Below are 21617 nucleotides of genomic sequence, written 5' to 3'. Positions count from 1 at the left end.
ACAAGACCCGCCACAAAGGTTTGATCAAGGGCTTGCCGACGCTGACCCGCAGCTACTGGGGCATGCAGATCGCCCACATCGGCATCGCCGTGTGCGCCCTGGGCGTGGTGTTGTCCAGCCAGAACAGCGCCGAGCGCGACCTGCGCCTGGCGCCGGGCGAGGCCATGGACCTGGCCGGTTACCACTTTATTTTCGAGGGCGCCAAGCACTTCGAAGGCCCGAACTTCACCTCGGATAAAGGCACCGTGCGCGTCGTGCGCAACGGCCGCGAAGTGGCTGTGCTGCACCCGGAAAAACGCTTGTATACCGTGCAGAGTTCGATGATGACTGAAGCGGGTATCGACGCTGGTTTCACCCGCGACCTCTATGTGGCGCTGGGTGAACCCCTGGGTGAGGGTGCCTGGGCGGTGCGCGTGCATGTGAAGCCGTTTGTGCGCTGGATCTGGTTTGGCGGTTTGCTCACCGGGTTCGGGGGTTTGCTTGCCGCGCTGGACCGGCGCTATCGGGTCAAGGTCAAGAGCCGGGTGCGTGAAGCCCTCGGCCTGCAGGGAGCGGCGGTATGAAGCGTTGGTTGATGGTGTTGCCGCTGGCGGCATTTCTGGTGGTGGCGGTGTTCCTGTATCGCGGCTTGTACCTGGACCCGGCCGAGCTGCCCTCGGCGATGATCGGCAAGCCGTTCCCGGCGTTCAGCTTGCCGACGGTGCAGGGCGACAAGACCCTGACCCAGGCTGACCTGCTGGGCAAGCCGGCGCTGGTCAATGTGTGGGGCACCTGGTGCATCTCCTGCCGCGTTGAACACCCGGTGCTGAACAAGCTGGCCGAGAAGGGCGTGGTGATCTACGGCATCAACTACAAGGACGACAATGCGGCGGCCTTGAAGTGGCTGGCGGAGTTCCACAACCCGTACCAGCTGGATATCCGCGACGAAGACGGCAACCTCGGCCTCAACCTCGGCGTGTATGGCGCGCCGGAAACCTTCTTCATCGATGCCAAGGGCGTGATCCGCGACAAATACGTCGGCGTGATCGACGAAGTCGTGTGGCGTGAGCAACTGGCCGCCAAGTACCAGGCCCTGGTCGATGAGGTCAAGCCATGAAGCGCTGGTTGACCGCCGCTGTGCTGGCACTCGGGCTGGCAGGTGTGGCCCATGCCGCCATCGATACCTACGAGTTTGCCAATGATGCCGAGCGCGAGCGTTTCCGCGACCTGACCAAGGAACTGCGCTGCCCCAAGTGCCAGAACCAGGACATCGCCGATTCCAATGCACCGATCGCCGCCGACCTGCGTAAAGAAATTTTCCGCATGCTGGGAGAGGGCAAGGACAACCAGCAGATCATCGACTTCATGGTCGATCGCTACGGTGATTTTGTGCGTTACAAACCGGCCCTCACCGGCAAGACCGCACTGCTCTGGTTCGGCCCCGCCGGGCTGTTGCTGGCCGGTGTGGTCGTCATGGCGGTGATCGTGCGCCGTCGCCGCGCCGCGCCGATTGATGGCAGCGACGCACTGTCGCCTGAAGAGCGTAAACGTCTCGACCAATTGCTGGACACCAAGACTGATGATTGATTTCTGGCTCGCAGCCGGCTTGCTGCTTCTGATTGCCCTGAGTTTCCTGTTGATCCCTGTGTTGCGCGGCCGCCGTGCCCAGCGTGAGGAGGATCGCACCGCGTTGAACGTGGCGTTGTACCAGGAGCGTGTTGCCGAACTGCAAGTGCAGCAGGCCGAAGGCGTGCTCAATGCCGCGCAACTCGATGCCGGCCGTGCGGAGGCGGCCCGTGAATTGCTGGCTGACACCGAAGGCGCGGAAAAAACCCGTGAGTCGCGCCTGGGCAAGCCACTGCCATTACTCGCCGCGCTTCTGGTCCCGGTGCTGGGCATCAGCCTCTACCTGCACTTCGGTGCCAGCGACAAGGTCGAACTGACCCGCGAATTCTCCCAGCCGCCGGTGTCCATGGAAGACATGACCCAGCGCCTGGAGCGCGCCGCGGCGGCTCAGCCGGACTCGGCCGAAGGTCTGTACTTCCTCGGTCGCGCCTACATGGCGCAGGATCGCTCCGCCGATGCCGCGAAAGTCTTCGAGCGCACCGTGGCCCTGGCCGGTCGCCAGCCGGAACTGCTCGGCCAGTGGGCGCAGGCGCAGTACTTTGCCGACAACAAACAGTGGTCGCCCAAGGTTCAAGCCCTGACCGACGAAGCGTTGAAGCAAGATCCCAAGGAAGTCACCAGCCTGGGCCTGTTGGGTATCGCAGCCTTTGAAGGCCAGCGTTATCAGGAGGCTATCGACTACTGGAGCCGCCTGCTGGCGCAACTGCCGGCGCAAGACAACTCCCGCGCCGCGCTGCAAGGCGGGATTGACCGTGCTGCCGAAAAGCTGAAAGAAAGCGGTAGCGCCGTCGCACCCAAGGCGGTGATGAGAGTGCGTGTGGATGTGTCGCCCGAGGTGAAGGCCAAGGCCCTGCCTACCGACAGCGTGTTCATCTTCGCCCGCGCCGTCTCCGGCCCGCCGGCGCCCTTGGCGGCCAAACGCGTCACCGTAGCGGAACTGCCGATTACCGTCGAACTGGGCGACGCCGACGCGATGATGCCGCAGTTGAAACTGTCGAACTTCCCCGAAGTCCAACTGGTTGCGCGCATATCCCGGGCGGGTGTTGCCACCGCCGGTGAGTGGATCGGCCGCAGCCAACCCTTGGCCAGCAGCACCACTGCGCTGCAGCAACTGACCATCGACAGTCCGAACCCGTAATTCGAGGAAACGCCATGACCGCATTTGCACGCATCACCTTGCTCAGCCTGGTACTCGGCCTGAGCGCCTGTGCGGTCCATCGGCCCCCTCCAGCGCCCACCGGCCCGACCATCCCACCGTCAGGCCCATCGACTCAACCGAGCACCAAGCCGTCCGGCCCAGTCACTCCGGCTCCCAAACCACAGCCCAGCAAATCGCCGACGTTCGCTCCGCCACCGGGCGCCGCCAGCCACTGGGACGGCAAGATGCAGGTCTACGTGCTCGACGACCAGCCCGACACCTTCTATCGCCAGCGCACCTACTACCGCTGGAGCAACGGCTGGAGTCGTTCGATCAGCCCGAACGGCCCCTGGGAAGAAACCGACGTGCACGGCGTGCCGCCAGGCTTGAGCAAGCAGTACGCGCAATGACAAAAGGCGACCTTCGGGCCTAATGCCAGTCAGTTAAAAGAATCTGTCGCAACCAAACTCTGTAGTGAGCGGGCTTGCCCCGCGCTGGGTGGCAACGCCGCCCCAACAAAGACGCCGCGGTATTTCGGGAGGGCCGAGGTGCCTGGGTTTGGGGCGGCTGCGCCACCCAGCGCGGGGCAAGCCCGCTCACTACAGATGATGTGTTCTACATCCACCCTCTAACTGACTGGCATTAACCTTCGGGTCGCCTTTTTCATGGGGTGAAATCCACTTTGCCTGTCACCGCAGGGCAAATGTGGGAGGGAGCATCGGGTTCCGACTCTATGCCGCTGTCTGACGAGCCTTCAGCGTACACCTAGCGACGACGATGGCCAGCACCGCCAAACTGAAGGTGGTCCAGGCCATCAGGTGAGCACCTCCCTCAAATGCCCGCGTGGCACTGTTCATCAATTCACTGGCCTGATCTCCCACCAATGTGGCTGATACCGCATGAGCGCCTGCCAATGTCTCGCTTGCCAGGCTCATCTGCATAGGCGTCAGGAAGTCGGGTAATTGCAATGTGCCGCGGTAATAGGCGGTGACAAGGCCTCCGAGCAGGGTGGTGCCGAGCACTACCCCGACTTCATAGGCGGTTTCGCTGATGGCTGATGCTGCTCCGGCTTTGGTGGGTGGGACGGCCGACAGAATCACGTCGTTGGAGACAGTAGCGATTGCACCGACGCCAATGTTCAGCAATGCAAACGCCGCCACAATCACCGTCAAACTACTGCCCAGGCCTGCAACCAACAAAAATGCGCCGGCAGTAAAGGCCAGCAGGATGGGAATCAGGACATTGACCGATACTCGCTGCGCGACCGGGACTATCAGGATGCCCACCGCAATTGCCATGATCTGACCCGGAATCAGCGCGATACTGGCGCTGAGGGGGGACATTTGCAGAACGATTTGCAGGAATTGAGTGGAGAAAAATACAAAACCTATCAGGAAAGCCAAGCTCATCAGATTAATCGTCACCGACCCGCTGAACGTCTTGTTGCGAAACAGGCCCAGGTCCATCAACGGCGTCGACAGGTGCAATTGGCGGCGTACGAATTGCCAACCGATAACCACTGCAACGCCGAAGGCCACCAGCGCGGACACATCCAGACCATCGCTGGCGATATGCTTGATGCTGTACACCAGAGCACTGAGTGCCACGATGGATTGCACAGTACTGATGGCGTCCATAGGCCCGGAAGCATCGGGCTCCGACTCAGGCAACAGCCAGGGGCCGAGCACTAATAAGGGCACCAGCACCGGTACCGCCAGTAGAAAAATCGATCCCCAGGCAAAGAACTCGAGCAGAACGCCACCAACCAAAGGTCCAAGCGCAGAACCGACCGTCAACGTTGTCGCCCAGATAGCCACGGCCATGCGCCGCTCTTCCCGGTCTTCGAAGAGTGACCGAATCAACGCCAATGTCGAAGGCATCAACATGGCACCGAAGATCCCCATACAGGCACGTCCCACGATCAGTTGGGAGGCAGTGTGAGAGTAAGCTGTCATGACTGAAACGACGGTAAACCCCAGTGACCCGATCAACAGCAGTTTTCGATGGCCTTTGCGATCACCCAGGCTACCCATGGTAATGAGCAATCCTGCCAATACCAGTGAATAGGCATCAATCATCCATAACTGCTGGCTGGCGCTAGGGTGTAACGCCTCAGCGATTTTTGGCAGTGCGAAGCCCAAGACCGTGTTATCCACGGTCACCAGCAAGACCGGTAGCATCAATATCGCTAGAGCCAACCACCGCCGAGACTGGGTTTGTCGTTTTACTTCATCAGCCGCTAAAGACATCACCGGCTCCTTCTACACATTGTGAATTGCCAAGCGTTCAGTCCAAGCAGGCGGGCCAGAGAGGCTGCGTCTACTGCAATTACGTCGAACTCCATGTTCCATATCCCTAATTGACTGGCGGTTATAAGAAGAAAAGCGTTCCCATGTTGGAACGTGACGAGCTTTGTATAATTTGTATTGAGGTGCGACCATCGAGTATTTGTTTCTTCTTGTATCGCTGTTATAAATTCACAAGTCTGACAACAGACGCCGCGAGTTTAGGGGAAACGTATTTATCTGTAGCCTCTAACGGCGGTCACCGGATTTTTTCATGTCTGATAGATACAAGCAGCGAACAATACAGAACAAAATGCTTGGGTTTCTTCGGGTTCGCATTCGCCCCCTAAAAGCGTACTAGCGACTTGGCTATCAGCACTGAACATGATCATGCCGATGGGCGCACCGAACTGGGTGCGCGGCGGATCGCACTCGGGTAATGTGGCCGCCGCCGGCCTGGCGGCCGGGGGATTGCTGGGTATACTTTCCAGCGACTACCAGGCCAGTCTGGCGACAAGCGAAGAGGGTGTTTTGATGGCGGGCAGGTTGATCTATCTCATCGGGCCGTCGGGTTCGGGCAAGGACAGCCTGCTGGAGGCCGCACGCCCACGTTTGCTTGAGCGCGGCTGCCGCATTGTGCGCCGCGTGATCACGCGTTCGGCGGAGGCGGTGGGCGAGGCGGCGCAGGGCGTGAGCCCGCAGCAGTTTGCCGCGATGCAGGACGAGGGGGCGTTTGCCCTGAGTTGGCAGGCCAATGGGCTGTCTTATGGTATCCCCAGGGACATCGACGTCTGGCTGGCGGCGGGGGAGGATGTGCTGGTCAATGGCTCCCGAGCGCATCTGGCGCAGACGCGTGAGCGCTATCCGACCTCGTTGGTGTTGCTGCTGACCGTGGATCAAGCGGTGTTGCGTGAACGCCTGATTGCACGCGGGCGTGAGTCGCTGGCGGACATTGAAGAGCGCCTGGCGCGCAACGCGCGGTTCACCGCCGAGCTGATTGCCGGCAATGGCGCGGGATTATTCGTGCTGGATAACTCCGGCCCCCTGGAGCATACCGTCGAGCGCCTGCTGTGCTGCCTGGATCACGGGGACGCGGCATGTGCCTGACGTCCGCGTTCATTGCGTAATGTAGGCGTCAGACGTGTTGAAAGTGAGACAGGGGTAACGAGAGTGTTCCACTCGTTACCGGTGTGTTTGGGTGGGTTTCTTGATGTTTTCACCTCAATAGATTGCTCGCTTGTTGCGAAGTATTTTTTCTTTATAAAACAGCTTGTTGACGGTTTGTAATAGAACAGTCAAGGCAGCTTGTTGTTCGGCGGTTTTCAGGCAGTGGACTTGCAATAAAGTCTGGGTGGCTGGCGCTTTTTATCTATGGGACTTTTATCGGGCTGGCGACGGATTGGTCAGCATCGACAACTCATTTATGGATTGTGCTCAACGCCCAAGAGTATTTATGGCATGCAGATCCCTCTCAGACATCCTTTCCTGTCGCACCCCGATTCTTTGTCGTCCGAACCACCGTGCTCGAATAAAATTGATGGTTTAAAGTGGGTCGGTACACAGCGCTCCTTTAATACGGATCAAGCGGAAAAACATATAACACGCGAAGGTTGCAAGTTTTACGATCGCAACGGCGATAACAAAATAGTTGTCGGTTTTAACCTGGTTGGCAGTTTTAGCGAGCCGCAGAAAGTGCGTATCAGGGAAGCCTTGCAATACTGGGCGGATGTTACAAACATCAACTTTGTTGAAAATGGCTCGAACACCGATGGCCATATCACGGTCAATGGCGTGGCGGGTTCCTGGTCTGGTCACGCGTATATGCCTAACCAGTCTCAAGCGCGGGTCACCGCGAATATAGGCACCGGGGGCGGCGAGGGTAAGCCGGCGATAGGCTGTGCGTTCCTGGGTTTGGCGATCCATGAACTGGGACATACCCTGGGGCTCAGCCATCCGGGCGACTACGACGGCCTGGGCTACAGCTACAGCAGTTCTGCGGCCTACAAACAGGACACCAAAGCGCGCAGTGTCATGAGTTACTGGGCGGAAACCAACCAACCCGGGCACAACTTCGCCAACCAAAGCCCCTGTGCGCCCATGATGGATGATATTGCGGCGGTTCAAAGGCTTTATGGAAAGAACACCAAGACCCGAGATACCGATACCACGTATGGCTTCAACTCCAACGCCGGTCGTGAGGTTTATAGCCTCAAGCGTGCAACTGAAAAGCCGGTCTTCACGGTCTGGGACGGCGCGGGCAACGATACGCTGGATTTTTCCGGGTTTGCCCATAACCAGAACATCAACCTCGATGCCGAGGCGTTCTCGGATGTGGGTGGGCTGCGGGGAAACGTCTCCATTGCCAAAGGGGTGGTTATCGAAAATGCCATCGGCGGATACGGTGACGATACGTTGAAGGGGAACGACGGCGACAATCGCCTCAAAGGCGGCAGGGGCAGCGATAAGCTGCGTGGGGGCGCCGGATCGGATACGTTCATTTATGAGCGCATCAGCGATTCGACCCCACAGAAACCTGACTTTATTCAAGACTTCTCCAGTGGTATCGATAAGATCGATGTTTCGGGAGTGATCTACGAGGCACGCCTCAAGGGGCTGAACTTCACCGATCAATTCAGCGGCCGGCCTGGCGACGCGGTGCTTGGCTATGATGCGCAGACAGGTCGTTCGACATTGTCGGTGGATACGACAGGGGACCGCCGCGCCAGCCTGCTGATCACCAGCCAAGGTCAAATCAAGCAGGCGGATGTGATCTGGCGTGGCCAGGCGCCAACCGAGGTGCCGCCCGCGCCTGCGAGAGTGGCGCCAACGCCGGAGCCGGAGCCAGAGCCGATACCTGAGTCTGAACCCCAGCCAGAACTAGAACCAGAACCTGCGCCCCAGCCACGCCGCATTCGGCGGCCCCTTATCAACACAAGAACGATCAGACGAATTATCAATACCGCGTTGGCACCCATCACAAGATTGGTGAGGCGTATTTTCTCGTGGTTCAGGTAAGCGTCAGTCCTGCCTGAACGTCCACAGCCACCGTGAATCAGCCAAGGGGGTTGCGAGCCATGTTCCTTAGGGCACTTACGCAGCCACCGGAGTGACTTGACGCGCCGCACTCAGGAACCGCAACAACGCCACCAGCGGGAAGGCACTGCCTACCAGCATCACCCCCAACCAACCGCCCTGTTCATACACACTGCTGGCAATCGCCGAGCCGAAGGCGCCGCCGATGAAGATGCTGGTCATGTACAGCGCGTTGAGGCGGCTGCGGCTTTTGGCGTCGAGGGCGTAGATGGCGCGTTGGCCGAGCACCATGTTCATCTGCACGCAGAAGTCCAGGACCACGCCGGTGACGGCCAGGCCGATGACGCTGTACAGCGGGTGTACGAAGGCCGGCAGGAAGCTCAGCGCCGCGAACAACATCGCCAGCAGCGAGGCGCGGTGGGTGTGGCCGGCATCGGCCAGGCGACCGGCGATGGGCGCGGCAACAGCGCCCAGGGCGCCCACCAGGGCAAACAGCGCGATTTCGCTTTGGCTCAGGCCGTGGTTGCGCGCCAGTTCCAATGGGGCGGCGGTCCAGAACAGGCTGAAGGTGGCGAACAGGCAGGCCTGATAGAACGCGCGCTGGCGCAGCAGCGGTTGCTCACGCACCAGGGTGCCAAGGGAGCGCAACAACTGAGCATAACTGGCACTGTGGTCGGGTTGGCGCTTGGGGATGGTCAGCAGCAGCACCACGCTGATAAACGCCATCAGCGCGGCGGCGGCCATGAACATCGCTCGCCAGCCGAAATGGTCGGCCACCACACTGGACACCGGGCGTGACAGCAGGATACCAAGCAACAGGCCGCCCATGATACTGCCGACCACACGCCCACGGGACTCGGCGGGCGCCAGGTGCGCGGCCAGCGGGATCAGGATCTGCACCGAGACCGAACTGAAACCGATCAGCAACGACACCAGCAGGAACAGGTTCGGCTGTTCGGTAAACGCTGCGCCCAGCAGGCTGGCGATGGCCACGACGGTCGTGGTGATCATCAGCTTGCGGTTTTCCAGCAGATCGCCCAGCGGTACGAGGAAGAACAGGCCGAGGGCGTAGCCGATCTGCGTCAGGGACACGATCAGGCTGGCCATCGCCGGGGTCAGGCCGATATCCGGTGCAATCAGCTCGATGATCGGTTGTGCGTAGTAGATGTTGGCAACGATGGCGCCGCAGCAAAACGCGAACAGCATCACCATGCTCCGGGTCATCGTGCTCGCAGTGTGGGAAGTAGCGTTCATGGTGTTCTCATAAAAGCGTAGGAAAGTGGCGCAAGCCTAAAGGCAACACCACCGCCGGGGTAGGCCGCTGGCAGTGATATCACTCATGCGCGGCATTGATGACTGAATCGTTAATTTTCTGCGCCAAGGGTGATGATACATTCAGGCACAAAGGCTGAAACAGGAAACGCTTGCGATGAAGATCACGTTGAACAAGATGCTCATGGCTTCGACCCTCGCCGCCGCCATGGCCGTGGGCTTGGCCCACGCTGCCGAGGCTCCGCGTGTCGGGGTTCGCGGCGAGATTACGGCGGTCGACGGTGACGCGCTGCAGGTCAAGGCCAACAGCGGTGAAGAGGTCACCGTCAACCTCACCCAAGCCACCCAGGTGCGCGCCGTTACGCTGGCCAGGATCGATGAAATCAAGCCCGGCAGCTATATCGGCTCGGCCGCAATGCCGAATGCCGACGGCACCCTCACGGCGCTCGAAGTGCATGTGTTTCCACCGGCCATGGCCGGCACCGGCGACGGGCATCGTGCATTTGACTTGAAGGAAGGCAGCAGCATGACCAACGGCACCGTCGGTGATCTGGTGGTCAGCAACGGGCGCACCCTGACCGTCAAATACAAGGGTGGCGAGCAGAAGATTGTAGTGCCGGAGGGTGTGCCCATCGTCAACCTGGAGCCGGGGGATCGCAGTCTGCTGAAGGCCGGGGTGAAGGTGGTGCTGTTTGCGGCGAAAGGGCCGGATGGGACTATCACCGCGCAGGCTATCTCAGCCGGCAAGGACGGCGTAACGCCGCCCATGTAACAGCCAGTCACAAAACCCAGTGTGGGAGGGGGCTTGCTCCCGATGGCAGAGTGTCAGTCAATGAATGAGTTGACTGATACACCGCTATCGGGAGCAAGCCCCCTCCCACATTTTTTACCAGGTTTATCTGAAAGGGTTATTGACCAGAGTAGATCTGGTCAAACACGCCACCATCATTGAAGTGGGTCTTCTGCACCGTGCGCCAGTCACCAAAGGTTTTTTCCACCGACAGGAAGTCGACCTTCGGGAAACGGTCGGTGTACTTGGCCAGTACCGCCGGATCACGCGGGCGCAGGTAGTTGTTCGCGGCGATTTCCTGGCCTTGCGGCGACCACAGGTATTTCAGGTAGTCCTCGGCGGCCGTGCGGGTGCCTTTCTTTTCGACCACCTTGTCGACCACCGACACGGGTGGTTCGGCTTCGGCGGAGACGCTCGGGTAGATCACTTCGAATTGATCACGCCCGAATTCACGGGCGATCATTTCCGCTTCGTTCTCAAAGGTCACCAGCACGTCGCCGATCTGGTTGGTCATGAACGTGGTGGTGGCGGCGCGGCCACCGGTATCCAGTACCGGCGCTTGTTTGAACAGCTTGCCGACAAACGCCTTGGCCTTGTTTTCGTCGCCGCCGTTCTTGAGCACATACCCCCAGGCCGACAGATAGGTATAGCGCCCGTTACCCGAGGTTTTCGGGTTGGGCACGATCACCTGCACGCCATCTTTGAGCAGGTCCGGCCAGTCTTTCAGGGCCTTGGGGTTGCCTTTGCGCACGATAAACACCGTGGCCGAGGTAAACGGTGCGCTGTTGTTCGGCAGGCGGGTGACCCAGTTGTCGGGCACCAGTTGGCCGTTGTCGACCAGGGCATTGATGTCGGTGGCCATGTTCATGGTGATCACGTCAGCCGGCAGGCCGTCGATGACCGAGCGCGCCTGTTTGCTCGACCCACCGAAGGACATCTGCAAGGTGAGTTTGTCGTTCGGGTGCTCGGCTTCCCAGTGCTTCTGGAACGCCGCGTTGTAGTCCTTGTAGAAATCACGCATCACGTCGTAGGAGACGTTGAGCAGGGTGACCGGTGCGGCTTGGACGGCACCGGCCAGGGCCAGGCCGGCGGCCAGTAGAGACGCGCTGAGGATTTTTTTCACTGCTCATTCCTTGTTGTTCGGGAGAAGAGGGGGCGGCAATTTGCCAGCGACTATAGCCGGGGGCGCATAGTCGCTTAAAGATTAAAACGAACTTTGCTTATTCCACTTTCTTAAACAGTGCATTACCGCATCGGGAGCAAAATGCGGCATTGGCTTCGTGGCTGTTTTTCTTGCACACCGGGCAATCCGTTTGCAGTTGCTCACCGCGCATGGCGTTGGCCAGTTCCGCAGTGAAGATCCCGGTCGGCACGGCGATGATCGAGTAACCGGTGATCATCACCAGCGACGAAATCACCTGGCCCAACGGGGTCTTGGGCACGATATCGCCAAAGCCGACGGTGGTCAGGGTCACGATCGCCCAGTAAATGCCCTTGGGAATACTGGTAAACCCGTGCTCCGGGCCTTCGATCACATACATCAGGGTGCCGAACACCGTGACCAGGGTGCACACGCTGACCAGGAACACCACGATCTTCTGCTTGCTGCCCCGCAGCGCCGACATCAGGTAGTTGGCCTGCTTGAGGTAGGGGCCCAGCTTGAGCACCCGGAATATACGCAACATGCGGATAATGCGGATGATCAGCAGGTATTGGGCGTCGCTGTAGTACAGCGCCAGAATGCCCGGCACGATGGCCAGCAAGTCGACCAGCCCGTAGAAGCTGAAGGCATAGCGCAACGGCTTGGGCGAGCAATACAGGCGCAGCCCGTACTCGATGGCGAAGATGATGGTGAAACCCCATTCGATATAGGCCAGCACGTCGGCATAGTTATCGTGCACCGCCTGGATACTGTCGAGGATCACGATCACCAGGCTGGCAAGGATGATCAAGAGCAGGGTGCTGTCGAAGCGTCGCCCGGCCGCGGTGTCGCTCTGAAACACCATTACATACAGCCGTTGACGCCAGTTGTTGCTGTCCATGGAAGTCGCCTGAATCGAATATCGCGCCAGCCTAGGAGGATTCGAAGGGGCTGTCCATGCGGGTTTTCTGCAGTACCCGGCAGCTGGCGCGCACCAGCCAGCACGCGAGGATGAACGGCGCGGTCAGCGCCGGCAGGTGCAGCGCGGCAAAACCCGGTGTGAGTGCAATCGCCAGCAGGATGCCGAGCAACGGCAGCCAGGGGCGCCGATGGGCCTGGCTCAGCGCCAGGGCCGCGAGTGCCGGGTTGTAGCTGTGCAGGCCGAGCAGGGCGCCGGTGGGGTCATCCAGCAACCAGCCGACCCACACGCCGCTGCCGGCGCCGATCAACGCCCATAACGCGGCGCTGCGGTTGGCCAGCAGCAGGCCCAGGGCAATCGATACGCCGGCCAGCGGTTGATCGAGCAACAGGACTTGCGCGAGCCCCGTAAAGGGGGCGGTGAGCAAGGCCACTGCATCGGGTTCGCTCAGGGCAACGGGGCTATCAGGCAGCGTGCCCAGCAGCAACCAGCCAAGGCCGACAAATGGCGCGGTGTAGGCGGGCAAGGCTTGCGCTTGGGTGGCATGTTGCAGCCATTGCCGTGTCAGGATCGCACTCAAGCCGCCGCACGCCAGGATCAGTGGCGGCAGTAACGCCGACCAGGCGCAGTGCTGGCTGATCAACAACCCCAGCAGCACGCCGTTATAGCTATAGAGGCCGGCCTGCCGCTCAGCCTTCGGATACCCTCGGCGCTGGGCGGTCAGCAATCCCGCCACACCGCCCAGCAGCGCCCCGCCGAACAGCGCCGGAGCGCCGATCAGAATGGCCAGCAGGCACAGCAGGCCGCATAGCGGGTGGCGTTGCAGGAAGATCTGGCTGAAACCGTTGAGCAGGGCTTCGGCCCAGTCGGGGCAGGTTGGGTTGTGCATGGTGGTCAGTCAGTTGGATTGGGTTGCCCCCAATCGGGAGCAAGCCCCCTCCCACACTTGATGGTGTTCACAGCTTAAAATTTGTGAACGCATTCAGTTGTGGGAGGGGGCTTGCTCCCGATGAGGCCCTGACAGGCGCTAAATCAACGTCTCAATCCGCAAGGAATTGGTCGACCCCAACTGCCCAAACGGCACCCCCGCTGTAATGACCAACGTATCCCCACGCTGCGCCATTCCTTGGGCCTGGGCGATCTCCAATGCCGTGGAGCACACCTCATCCACCTGCCGCAGCCGGTCATTGACCACTGAATGCACGCCCCACGCCACGCTCAAGCGCCGCGCCGTGGACAGGTTCGGCGTGAGGTTGAGAATCGGCGCCACCGGGCGTTCCCGCGCCGCACGCAGGCTGGAGTTGCCCGACTCGCTGTAGTTCACCAGCACCGCCACCGGCAGGATGCTGCTGATGCGCCGGATGGCGCAGCTGATCGCGTCGGACACCGTGGCCTGCGCCTTGGGTCGGTTGACGTCCAGTTGCGTCTGGTAGTCCGGGCCGTTTTCCACCTGGCGGATGATCTTGCTCATCATCTGCACGGCCTCCAGCGGGTAATCGCCCGAGGCGGTTTCCGCCGACAGCATCACCGCATCCGCCCCTTCAGCCACCGCATTGGCCACGTCGGTGACTTCGGCGCGCGTCGGCGCAGGCGAGAAGCGCATGGATTCGAGCATCTGCGTGGCCACCACCACCGGTTTACCCAACTGGCGACAGGTACGGATGATGTCTTTCTGAATGTGCGGCACGCTCTCGGCCGGCACTTCCACCCCCAGGTCGCCCCTGGCCACCATGATCGCGTCGCTCAATTCGGCGATTTCCGCCAGGCGCTGCACGGCCGACGGTTTTTCGATCTTGGCCATCAGGAACGCCTTGTCGCCGATCAGCTCGCGGGCTTCGCGGATGTCTTCCGGGCGTTGCACGAAGGACAGCGCCACCCAGTCCACGCCCAGCTCCAGGCCGAAGCTCAGGTCGCGGCGGTCCTTGGCGGTCAGCGGGCTGAGTTCCAGCAAGGCTTGTGGGACGTTCACGCCTTTGCGGTCGGACAACTCGCCACCATTGAGCACGGTCGTGTCGATGGCGTCGGCGTGCTTGGTGATGACCCGCAGGCGCAGCTTGCCGTCGTCCAGCAGCAGGTCCATGCCCGGCTCCAGCGCTGCGATGATTTCCGGGTGAGGCAGGTTGACCCGGCATTGGTCGCCCGGCGTCGGGTCCAGGTCCAGGCGCAGGGCCTGGCCGCGCACCAGTTGCACCTTGCCCTCGGCAAAACGTCCGACCCGCAACTTCGGCCCCTGCAGGTCCATGAGAATGCCCAGCGGGTAATTCAACTGGCGCTCCACCTGGCGAATCCACTGGTAACGTTGGGCATGATCGGCGTGCTCACCGTGGCTGAAGTTGAGGCGGAAGATGTTTACTCCGGCTTCCACCAGTTCGCGGATATCGTCGATACCGTCGGTGGCCGGCCCCAGGGTGGCGAGGATTTTGACCTTCTTGTCAGGCGTCATGGTGGGCAGTCTCAAGGATCAGGATGGCGCGCAAGTCATTGACGTTGGTACGGGTCGGCTCGGTGACGAGCAGACCGTCGAGCGCGGCGAAATAGCCGTAGCCATTGTTGTTGTCCAGCTCGTCGCTGGCCGACAGGCCCAGGGCTTCGGCGCGGGCGTAGCTGGTGGGGGTCATGATCGCGCCGGCATTGTCTTCCGAGCCGTCGATGCCATCCGTGTCGCCGGCCAGGGCGTACACGCCGGGCAGGCCCTTGAGGCTGTCGGTGAGGCTCAGCAGGAATTCGGCATTGCGCCCGCCACGGCCATTGCCGCGCACGGTGACGGTGGTTTCACCGCCGGAGAGGATCACGCACGGCGCGGCCAACGGCTGGCCATGTTGCACGATCTGCCGGGCGATACCGGCGTGTACCTTGGCCACGTCGCGGGCTTCGCCTTCCAGGTCACCGAGGATCAGCGGGCTGAACCCCGCTTGGCGAACTTTGACCGCCACGGCTTCGAGGGATTGCTGGGGGCGTGCGATCAATTGGAAGTGGCTACGCGCGAGCACCGGGTCGCCGGGTTTGACGGTTTCCGAGGCCGGGTCCTGCAACCAGTTGCGCACCGACGCGGGGGCGTCGATGCCGTAGCGCTTGAGGATCGCCAGGGCCTGTTGCGACGTGCTGGGGTCACCCACCGTGGGGCCGGAGGCGATCACCGTGGCCTGGTCACCGGGCACATCGGAAATCGCATAGGTGTAGACCGTCGCGGGCCAGGCCGCTTTCGCCAATCGGCCGCCTTTGATGGCTGAGAGGTGCTTGCGTACGCAATTCATCTCGCCAATGGTGGCGCCGGATTTGAGCAGGGCTTTGTTGATGGCTTGCTTGTCGGCCAGGGTGATGCCTTCGGCGGGCAGGGCGAGCAAGGCAGAGCCGCCGCCGGAGAGCAGGAAGATCACCCGATCGTCTTCGCCCAGGTCGCTGATCAGCCCCAGCACACGCTGTGCCACGGCCAGGCCCGCTGCATCGGGCACGGGGTGGGCGGCTTCGACCACTTCGATTTTCTTGCACGGCGCGCCGTGGCCGTAGCGGGTGACCACAAGGCCGGTGACTTCGCCCTGCCAGCAGTTCTCGACGACCAAAGCCATGGCTGCCGCGGCTTTGCCGGCGCCGATCACGACCACCCGGCCGCTGCGGTCGGCGGGCAGATAAGGTTCCAGGACTTGCCGGGGGTGGGCGGCCTCGATGGCTGTGGCAAACAGCTCGCGAAGCAGGTGTTGCGGATCGACCGACATAAGCGGGCTCCCGGGAATTTTTGTTATTAGAGGTGCAACCATTTCAAGCTTGAAATGCAATCAATCTGTGGGAGGGGGCCTCGACCAAACTCTGTAGTGAGCGGGCTTGCCCCGCGCTGGGTGGCAAAGCCGCCCCAACAACGACGCCGCGGTATTTCAGGAGGACCGAGGTGCCTGGGTTTGGGGCGGCTGCGCCACCCAGCGCGGGGCAAGCCCGCTCACTACAGGCCCCCTCCCACAGTTTGATCGCATTCCAGGTCAGGATTTACTGATCGCGAATCGAGAAATTCGCCATATGCTCCAGGCCCTTGATCAGCGCCGAATGGTCCCAGTTACCGCCACCGATTGCGGCGCACGTACTGAATACCTGTTGGGTGCCGGCGGTGTTCGGCAGGTTGATCCCCAGCTCCTTGGCACCCGCCAGGGCCAGGTTCAGGTCCTTCTGGTGCAGGTTGATACGGAAACCAGGATCGAAGGTACCCTTGATCATGCGTTCGCCATGCACTTCCAGGATCTTCGACGAGGCAAAGCCGCCCATCAGCGCTTCACGCACCTTGGCCGGATCGGCGCCGTTTTTCGATGCGAACAACAACGCTTCGGCCACGGCTTGGATGTTCAGCGCGACGATGATCTGGTTGGCGACCTTGGCTGTCTGGCCATCGCCATTGCCGCCCACCAGGGTGATGTTCTTGCCCATGCTCTGGAACAACTGCAGTGCGCGTTCAAACGTCTGCGGCTCGCCGCCGACCATGATGCTCAGGGTGCCGGCTTTTGCGCCGACTTCACCACCGGACACCGGCGCATCCAGGTATTGCGCGCCAGTCTCGTTGATCTTCGCGGCGAAGGCTTTGGTCGCGGTAGGGGAGATCGAACTCATGTCGATCACCACTTTGTTCGGTGACAAGCCTGCGGCGACGCCGTCTTTGCGAAACAGTACGTCATCGACCTGCGGGGTGTCGGGCACCATCACGATGATGAACTCGGCTTCCTGGGCAACCTGCTGCGGGTTGGCCAACGCCACGGCGCCGGCTGCGATCAACTCGGCCGGGGCCTTGCCGTGGTGTTCGGAAAGAAACAGTTGGTGCCCGGCTTTCTGCAGGTTGGCGGCCATGGGTTGGCCCATGATGCCGGTGCCGATAAATCCGATCTTAGCCATGAAGCAATCCTCTTTTTATTAGATGGCGTTGTGGGTTTTCAACCAGCCCAAACCCGCTTCGGTGGTGGTCAGCGGCTTGTATTCGCAGCCGACCCAGCCCGTGTAACCGATGCGGTCCAAGTGTTCGAACAGGAAGCGGTAGTTGATCTCCCCCGTGCCCGGCTCATTGCGCCCGGGGTTATCCGCCAGCTGGATGTGATTGATCGCTTGCAGATGCGCCGCCAGGGTTCGGGCCAGGTCGCCCTCCATGATTTGCATGTGGTAGATGTCGTATTGCAGGAACAGATTGTCACTGCCCACTTGCTCGCGGACCGACAGGGCCTGGGCGGTGTTGTTCAGGTAGAAGCCCGGGATGTCGCGGGTATTGATCATCTCCATCACCAGCTTGATGCCCGCCGCTTGCAGCTTGTCGGCGGCATACTTGAGGTTGGCGACGAAGGTGGTTTCCAGGGTTTGATCATCTACCCCGGCAGGCCGGATGCCCGCCAGGCAGTTGATTTGGGTATTGCCCAGCACCTGGGCATAGGCGATGGCCAGCTTGACCCCAGCGCGGAACTCCTCAACCCGGTCCGGATGGCAGGCCAGGCCACGCTCGCCCTTGGCCCAGTCACCGGCCGGCAGGTTGAACAGCACTTGCGTCAGGCCATGGGCGTCGAGTTGCGCCTTGATTTCGGCCGAGCTGAACTCGTACGGAAACAGATACTCGACCCCCTGGAAACCGGCGTCGGCGGCCGCTTTGAAGCGGGCAAGAAAGTCCTGCTCGGTAAACAGCATGGACAGGTTGGCGGCAAAACGCGGCATAAGGTTCTCCTTAATCGAGCAGGGAAATGGCGGTCGGCGCATCGTTGCCGACCAGGGCCAGATCTTCGAATTCGTTGACGGCGTTGATCTCGGTGCCCATGGAAATATTGGTCACCCGCTCCAGAATAATCTCAACGATCACCGGCACCTTGAATTCTTCGATCATTTGCTCGGCCTGGCGCAACGCCGGCGCGATCTGGCTGGGTTCGAACACACGCAGTGCCTTGCAACCCAGGCCCTCGGCGACAGCCACGTGGTCGACGCCATAGCCATTGAGTTCAGGCGCGTTGAGGTTGTCGAAAGACAACTGCACGCAGTAGTCCATTTCAAAACCGCGCTGGGCCTGGCGGATCAAGCCGAGGTAGGAGTTGTTCACCACCACGTGGATGTACGGCAGCTTGAACTGCGCGCCCACCGCCAACTCTTCGATCATGAACTGGAAGTCATAGTCGCCCGACAGCGCCACGACCTTGCGGCTCGGGTCCGCCTTGACCACGCCGAGCGCGGCCGGGATGGTCCAGCCCAAGGGGCCGGCCTGGCCGCAGTTGATCCAGTGGCGGGGTTTGTAGACGTGCAGGAATTGCGCGCCGGCAATCTGCGACAGGCCGATGGTACTGACGTAGCAGGTGTCTTTGCCGAACACCTGGTTCATTTCTTCGTACACCCGCTGCGGCTTGACCGGCACGTTGTCGAAGTGGGTCTTGCGCTGCAGGGTGGCTTTGCGCTGCTGGCAGTCATGCAACCAGGCGCTGCGGTCCTTGAGCTTGCCGGCGGCTTTCCACTCGCGAGCCACTTCAATGAACATCGTCAGTGCGCTGCCCGCGTCGGAGACGATGCCCAGGTCCGGGGTGAACACGCGGCCGATCTGCGTCGGTTCGATGTCGACGTGAATGAACCGGCGACCTTCGGTGTAGACATCCACCGAACCGGTATGACGGTTGGCCCAGCGGTTGCCGATGCCCAGCACCACGTCCGACTTGAGCAGGGTGGCGTTGCCATAACGGTGCGAGGTTTGCAGACCGACCATGCCGACCATCAGCGGGTGGTCATCGGCAATGGTGCCCCAGCCCATCAGGGTAGGGATGACGGGAATACCCGTCAGCTCGGCGAACTCCACCAGCAGTTCGCTGGCGTCGGCGTTGATCACGCCGCCGCCGCTGACCAGCAGTGGACGTTCGGCCTGGTCCAGCAGTGCCAAGGCTTTCTCCACTTGCACGCGGGTGGCCAAGGGTTTGGCCAGGGGCAATGGCTGGTAGGCGTCGATGTCGAATTCGATCTCGGCCATCTGCACGTCGAACGGCAGGTCGATCAGTACCGGGCCGGGGCGGCCGGAGCGCATTTCATAAAAGGCTTTCTGGAACGCATAGGGCACTTGGCCGGGCTCCAGCACGGTGGTAGCCCACTTGGTCACCGGCTTGACGATGCTGGTGATGTCGACGGCCTGGAAGTCTTCCTTGTGCAGGCGGGCCCGCGGTGCCTGGCCGGTGATGCAGAGAATGGGGATCGAGTCGGCCGAGGCGCTGTACAGGCCGGTGACCATGTCGGTACCCGCCGGCCCTGATGTGCCAATGCACACGCCGATATTCCCGGCCTTGGTGCGGGTGTAGCCCTCGGCCATGTGCGAGGCACCTTCAACGTGGCGAGCAAGGACGTGATCGATGCCACCGACCTTCTGCAAGGCCGAATACAACGGGTTGATCGCAGCACCCGGGATACCAAAGGCGGTGTTGACGCCTTCACGACGCATCACCAGAACGGCGGCTTCGATTGCTCTCATTTTGCTCATGGTTTTGGTGCCTCTTGCGTTTTGTAATTGTATACAAGTGGTGAGTGGTCAAAGTGTATTCACGGCGAGAGGCGCAGGTCAATGCATTTCATGAACCAGCCTTTACGCTCGTCGGAAGGGGTTTTTCCGACATGTGGAGACTTTGTCTGCGAATATTGTATACAAAAAATTATTTCATTGTGTTCTATTTGTTTTATCGAGCATCTGATCAAGCAGACCTCCACCGTATTTCCAATAACAAAAGAAGGACGGCACCATGAGCGCTTTAACCTTGAAACTCGCCACCCAATTGGCCGGGCAGGCCCTTACCGCAGGCCGCACGATTTCGGCTGCTCCGCTGACCATTGCGGTGCTCGACAGCGGCGGGCACTTGATCACCTTGCAGCGCGAAGACGGCGCCAGCCTGCTGCGCCCGCAGATCGCCATCGGCAAGGCTTGGGGGGCGATTGCACTGGGCAAGGGGTCTCGCTTGTTGGCACTGGACGCCCAGCAGCGCCCGGCGTTTATTGCGGCATTGAACAGCCTGGGGCAGGGCAGCGTGGTGCCCGCGCCGGGTGGCGTGTTGATTCGGGATCAGGCAGGGCTGGTGCTGGGGGCGATCGGGATCAGTGGGGATACGTCGGATATTGACGAGCAGTGTGCGATCACGGCGATCGAGGGGCTGGGGTTGTGGGCGGATGCGGGCGTGTCAGCCTGACTTGAGGGCCCCATCGGGAGCAAGCCCCTTGTGTCTTAAGTCAGGAATAAACTGAGGGTGAGAGCGGTGAGTAGCAAGCTGAATGCCCCGAGTGCTCAAAGCACGTGTGGGAGCCCATGCTGCTACTCACCTCTCCGCTCTGGACATGAGCCCGAACAGTTGAACGAGCCCACCTCGAACAGTTACAAGCGTGGGCCAAGCCAGAGCGCTCTCACCCTGAGTGTAAGAGGATTTGGCCATGTTTTCCTATTCAGCAGGCATTGATGTTTCCAAAGACAGCCTCGAGGCTCGGATTCATTTACTTGAGGCTGGGGTAAGTTGTTCAAATACTGAGAAAGATTTGCCGGCGCTGATTGGATGGCTGCGGCTTTACCAGGTCAGCCGCGTGTTGGTGGAAGCGACGGGCGGTTACGAGCGAAACGTTGTTAAAGCGGCGCAAGCGGCTGGCCTTCAGGTCATTTGCGTTAACCCTCGTCGCGCCAAAGCGTTTTCCAGAGCGATGGGCCAAAAAGCCAAAACCGACCCGATAGACGCAAAGTCTCTTGCACAATTTGCAGCCGTCATAGACTCGCCAAGCGCCCGAATCACAAGCCCTGAGCATGAAAGACTGCGCGCATTGGTCCAGCAGCGAGAGCATTTTGTTCAGCAAAGAGATGACGACAGGCGGCGCCTGAAAACGGCGTCCTGCGATGCGGTGAAGCCTGCATTGCAGAGCCATATCGAGTATTTGAGCGCAGCAGTGGAAGCGATAAATCAGCTGATTCGTCAAAGTGCGAACGAGCTAGATCGCGAAAAGGTGGCTCGACTGTGCTCGGTCAAGGGAATTGGGCTGATTACGGCCAGCAGCCTTATGGCTTACCTTCCCGAGTTGGGCGAAATCGGGGGACGCCCGATCGCGGCACTTGCAGGCCTCGCGCCCTACAACAACGACAGCGGAAAGCACAAAGGTGCACGCCACATTAGTGGCGGAAGATTTGCAGCCCGCCGCTCACTGTATATGGCCTGCTGGGTGATCATTCGGGACCAGCCGGAATTCCAAGCTCGATACCAGTTGTTACGTGATAAAGGTAAATGCGCCAAGGTTGCACTGATCGCCTGTATGCGCGTTTTATTGGTACGCCTGAACGCGATGCTGCGTGACGGCACTGAATGGAAAGAGCACACCGCTTAGCACGGCAGCAGCTCTTTCGTTCAGCATTGCATGGCCTAGAGCTGTGGGAGTCTTGCTGCCTATGAATATGACTTCTGAATTGAATCCATTTAGACAGTTGCTCCCACATT

20 protein-coding genes are annotated in these 21617 nt (G+C 60.7%); 10 read left to right on the top strand and 10 right to left on the bottom strand.

Features of this window, described 5'->3' with window-relative positions; genetic code table 11:
• From C9383_RS07065 to C9383_RS07045, 5 genes are all read left to right on the top strand, one after another.
• Positions 1 to 563: cytochrome c-type biogenesis CcmF C-terminal domain-containing protein (locus C9383_RS07065; RefSeq protein WP_282958446.1), on the top strand; the 563-nt coding region annotated here is incomplete at its 5' end.
• A complete protein-coding gene (locus C9383_RS07060; RefSeq protein WP_090365985.1) occupies positions 560 to 1096 on the top strand; it encodes a DsbE family thiol:disulfide interchange protein in 537 nt (178 codons plus the stop codon). The genes C9383_RS07065 and C9383_RS07060, both read left to right, overlap by 4 nt.
• Positions 1093 to 1566: a cytochrome c-type biogenesis protein gene (locus C9383_RS07055; RefSeq protein ID WP_090365984.1), complete on the top strand. Its 474-nt coding sequence runs from the start codon at positions 1093 to 1095 to the stop codon at positions 1564 to 1566. The genes C9383_RS07060 and C9383_RS07055 overlap by 4 nt, the downstream gene beginning before the upstream one ends.
• The gene (gene ccmI, locus C9383_RS07050) at positions 1559 to 2743 is read left to right on the top strand and encodes a c-type cytochrome biogenesis protein CcmI (RefSeq protein WP_090365982.1); all 1185 of its coding nucleotides are present in this window, start codon (positions 1559 to 1561) and stop codon (positions 2741 to 2743) included. The genes C9383_RS07055 and ccmI overlap by 8 nt, the downstream gene beginning before the upstream one ends.
• A 14-nt stretch (positions 2744 to 2757) precedes the next feature.
• Positions 2758 to 3153, top strand: a complete 396-nt coding sequence (locus C9383_RS07045; RefSeq protein ID WP_060753302.1) for a hypothetical protein — start codon at positions 2758 to 2760, stop codon at positions 3151 to 3153.
• 321 nt (positions 3154 to 3474) lie between these two features.
• Here the strand turns inward: C9383_RS07045 and C9383_RS07040 are convergent, their stop codons facing one another.
• Positions 3475 to 4992 carry an MFS transporter gene (locus C9383_RS07040; protein WP_060754542.1) on the bottom strand — a complete coding sequence of 506 codons (1518 nt, stop codon included), beginning with the start codon at positions 4990 to 4992 and terminating at the stop codon, positions 3475 to 3477.
• Between the two features lie 570 nt (positions 4993 to 5562).
• Here C9383_RS07040 and phnN point away from each other — a divergent pair.
• Together phnN and C9383_RS07030 are read left to right on the top strand one after the other, a co-directional pair.
• Positions 5563 to 6135 (top strand): phosphonate metabolism protein/1,5-bisphosphokinase (PRPP-forming) PhnN, encoded by a 573-nt coding sequence (gene phnN, locus C9383_RS07035; RefSeq protein ID WP_090372213.1) that lies wholly within the window; start codon positions 5563 to 5565, stop codon positions 6133 to 6135.
• 351 nt (positions 6136 to 6486) lie between these two features.
• A complete protein-coding gene (locus C9383_RS07030) occupies positions 6487 to 8043 on the top strand; it encodes a M10 family metallopeptidase C-terminal domain-containing protein (protein ID WP_090365981.1) in 1557 nt (518 codons plus the stop codon).
• A 75-nt stretch (positions 8044 to 8118) separates the two neighbouring features.
• On the opposite strand, the gene C9383_RS07025 is transcribed toward C9383_RS07030, so the two are convergent.
• Positions 8119 to 9315, bottom strand: coding sequence for an MFS transporter (locus tag C9383_RS07025; RefSeq protein ID WP_090365979.1), 1197 nt, complete (start codon positions 9313 to 9315; stop codon positions 8119 to 8121).
• Positions 9316 to 9490: 175 nt separating this feature from the next.
• Between C9383_RS07025 and C9383_RS07020 the strand changes: the two genes are divergently transcribed.
• The gene (locus C9383_RS07020; RefSeq protein WP_060754539.1) at positions 9491 to 10105 is read left to right on the top strand and encodes a DUF5666 domain-containing protein; all 615 of its coding nucleotides are present in this window, start codon (positions 9491 to 9493) and stop codon (positions 10103 to 10105) included.
• A gap of 136 nt (positions 10106 to 10241) precedes the next feature.
• Here the strand turns inward: C9383_RS07020 and C9383_RS07015 are convergent, their stop codons facing one another.
• The 8 genes from C9383_RS07015 to gcl all read right to left on the bottom strand — a co-directional run bounded on the left by C9383_RS07015 (position 10242) and on the right by gcl (position 19639).
• Positions 10242 to 11246, bottom strand: coding sequence for a sulfate ABC transporter substrate-binding protein (locus C9383_RS07015; protein WP_090365978.1), 1005 nt, complete (start codon positions 11244 to 11246; stop codon positions 10242 to 10244).
• Positions 11247 to 11343: 97 nt separating this feature from the next.
• Positions 11344 to 12165, bottom strand: a complete 822-nt coding sequence (locus C9383_RS07010; protein WP_090365976.1) for an ion transporter — start codon at positions 12163 to 12165, stop codon at positions 11344 to 11346.
• A gap of 31 nt (positions 12166 to 12196) precedes the next feature.
• Positions 12197 to 13072 carry an urea transporter gene (locus C9383_RS07005; RefSeq protein ID WP_090365975.1) on the bottom strand — a complete coding sequence of 292 codons (876 nt, stop codon included), beginning with the start codon at positions 13070 to 13072 and terminating at the stop codon, positions 12197 to 12199.
• Positions 13073 to 13210: 138 nt separating this feature from the next.
• Positions 13211 to 14626: a pyruvate kinase gene (gene pyk, locus C9383_RS07000; RefSeq protein ID WP_090365973.1), complete on the bottom strand. Its 1416-nt coding sequence runs from the start codon at positions 14624 to 14626 to the stop codon at positions 13211 to 13213.
• The gene (locus C9383_RS06995) at positions 14616 to 15896 is read right to left on the bottom strand and encodes a glycerate kinase type-2 family protein (RefSeq protein ID WP_090365972.1); all 1281 of its coding nucleotides are present in this window, start codon (positions 15894 to 15896) and stop codon (positions 14616 to 14618) included. Before C9383_RS06995 ends, pyk begins: the two co-directional genes overlap by 11 nt.
• Before the next feature lie 265 nt (positions 15897 to 16161).
• On the bottom strand, positions 16162 to 17052 hold the full coding sequence (locus C9383_RS06990; RefSeq protein WP_090365970.1) for a 2-hydroxy-3-oxopropionate reductase: 891 nt from the start codon (positions 17050 to 17052) through the stop codon (positions 16162 to 16164).
• A gap of 18 nt (positions 17053 to 17070) precedes the next feature.
• Complete coding sequence (gene hyi, locus C9383_RS06985) at positions 17071 to 17853, bottom strand: hydroxypyruvate isomerase (protein ID WP_090365969.1); 783 nt, start codon at positions 17851 to 17853, stop codon at positions 17071 to 17073.
• Positions 17854 to 17863: 10 nt separating this feature from the next.
• Entirely contained in the window at positions 17864 to 19639 is a 1776-nt protein-coding gene (gene gcl, locus C9383_RS06980) for a glyoxylate carboligase (RefSeq protein WP_090365967.1), read from the bottom strand.
• A gap of 256 nt (positions 19640 to 19895) precedes the next feature.
• Between gcl and C9383_RS06975 the strand changes: the two genes are divergently transcribed.
• Together C9383_RS06975 and C9383_RS06970 are read left to right on the top strand one after the other, a co-directional pair.
• Entirely contained in the window at positions 19896 to 20336 is a 441-nt protein-coding gene (locus C9383_RS06975) for a GlcG/HbpS family heme-binding protein (RefSeq protein ID WP_060754530.1), read from the top strand.
• Between the two features lie 238 nt (positions 20337 to 20574).
• The gene (locus C9383_RS06970) at positions 20575 to 21507 is read left to right on the top strand and encodes an IS110 family transposase (RefSeq protein ID WP_090365966.1); all 933 of its coding nucleotides are present in this window, start codon (positions 20575 to 20577) and stop codon (positions 21505 to 21507) included.
• Positions 21508 to 21617 lie beyond the last annotated feature (110 nt).

The sequence above is a fragment of the Pseudomonas palleroniana genome (assembly GCF_003031675.1).
In the GTDB taxonomy this organism is placed as follows: domain Bacteria; phylum Pseudomonadota; class Gammaproteobacteria; order Pseudomonadales; family Pseudomonadaceae; genus Aquipseudomonas; species Aquipseudomonas palleroniana.
This window is presented reverse-complemented; position numbering and strand designations above follow the sequence as displayed.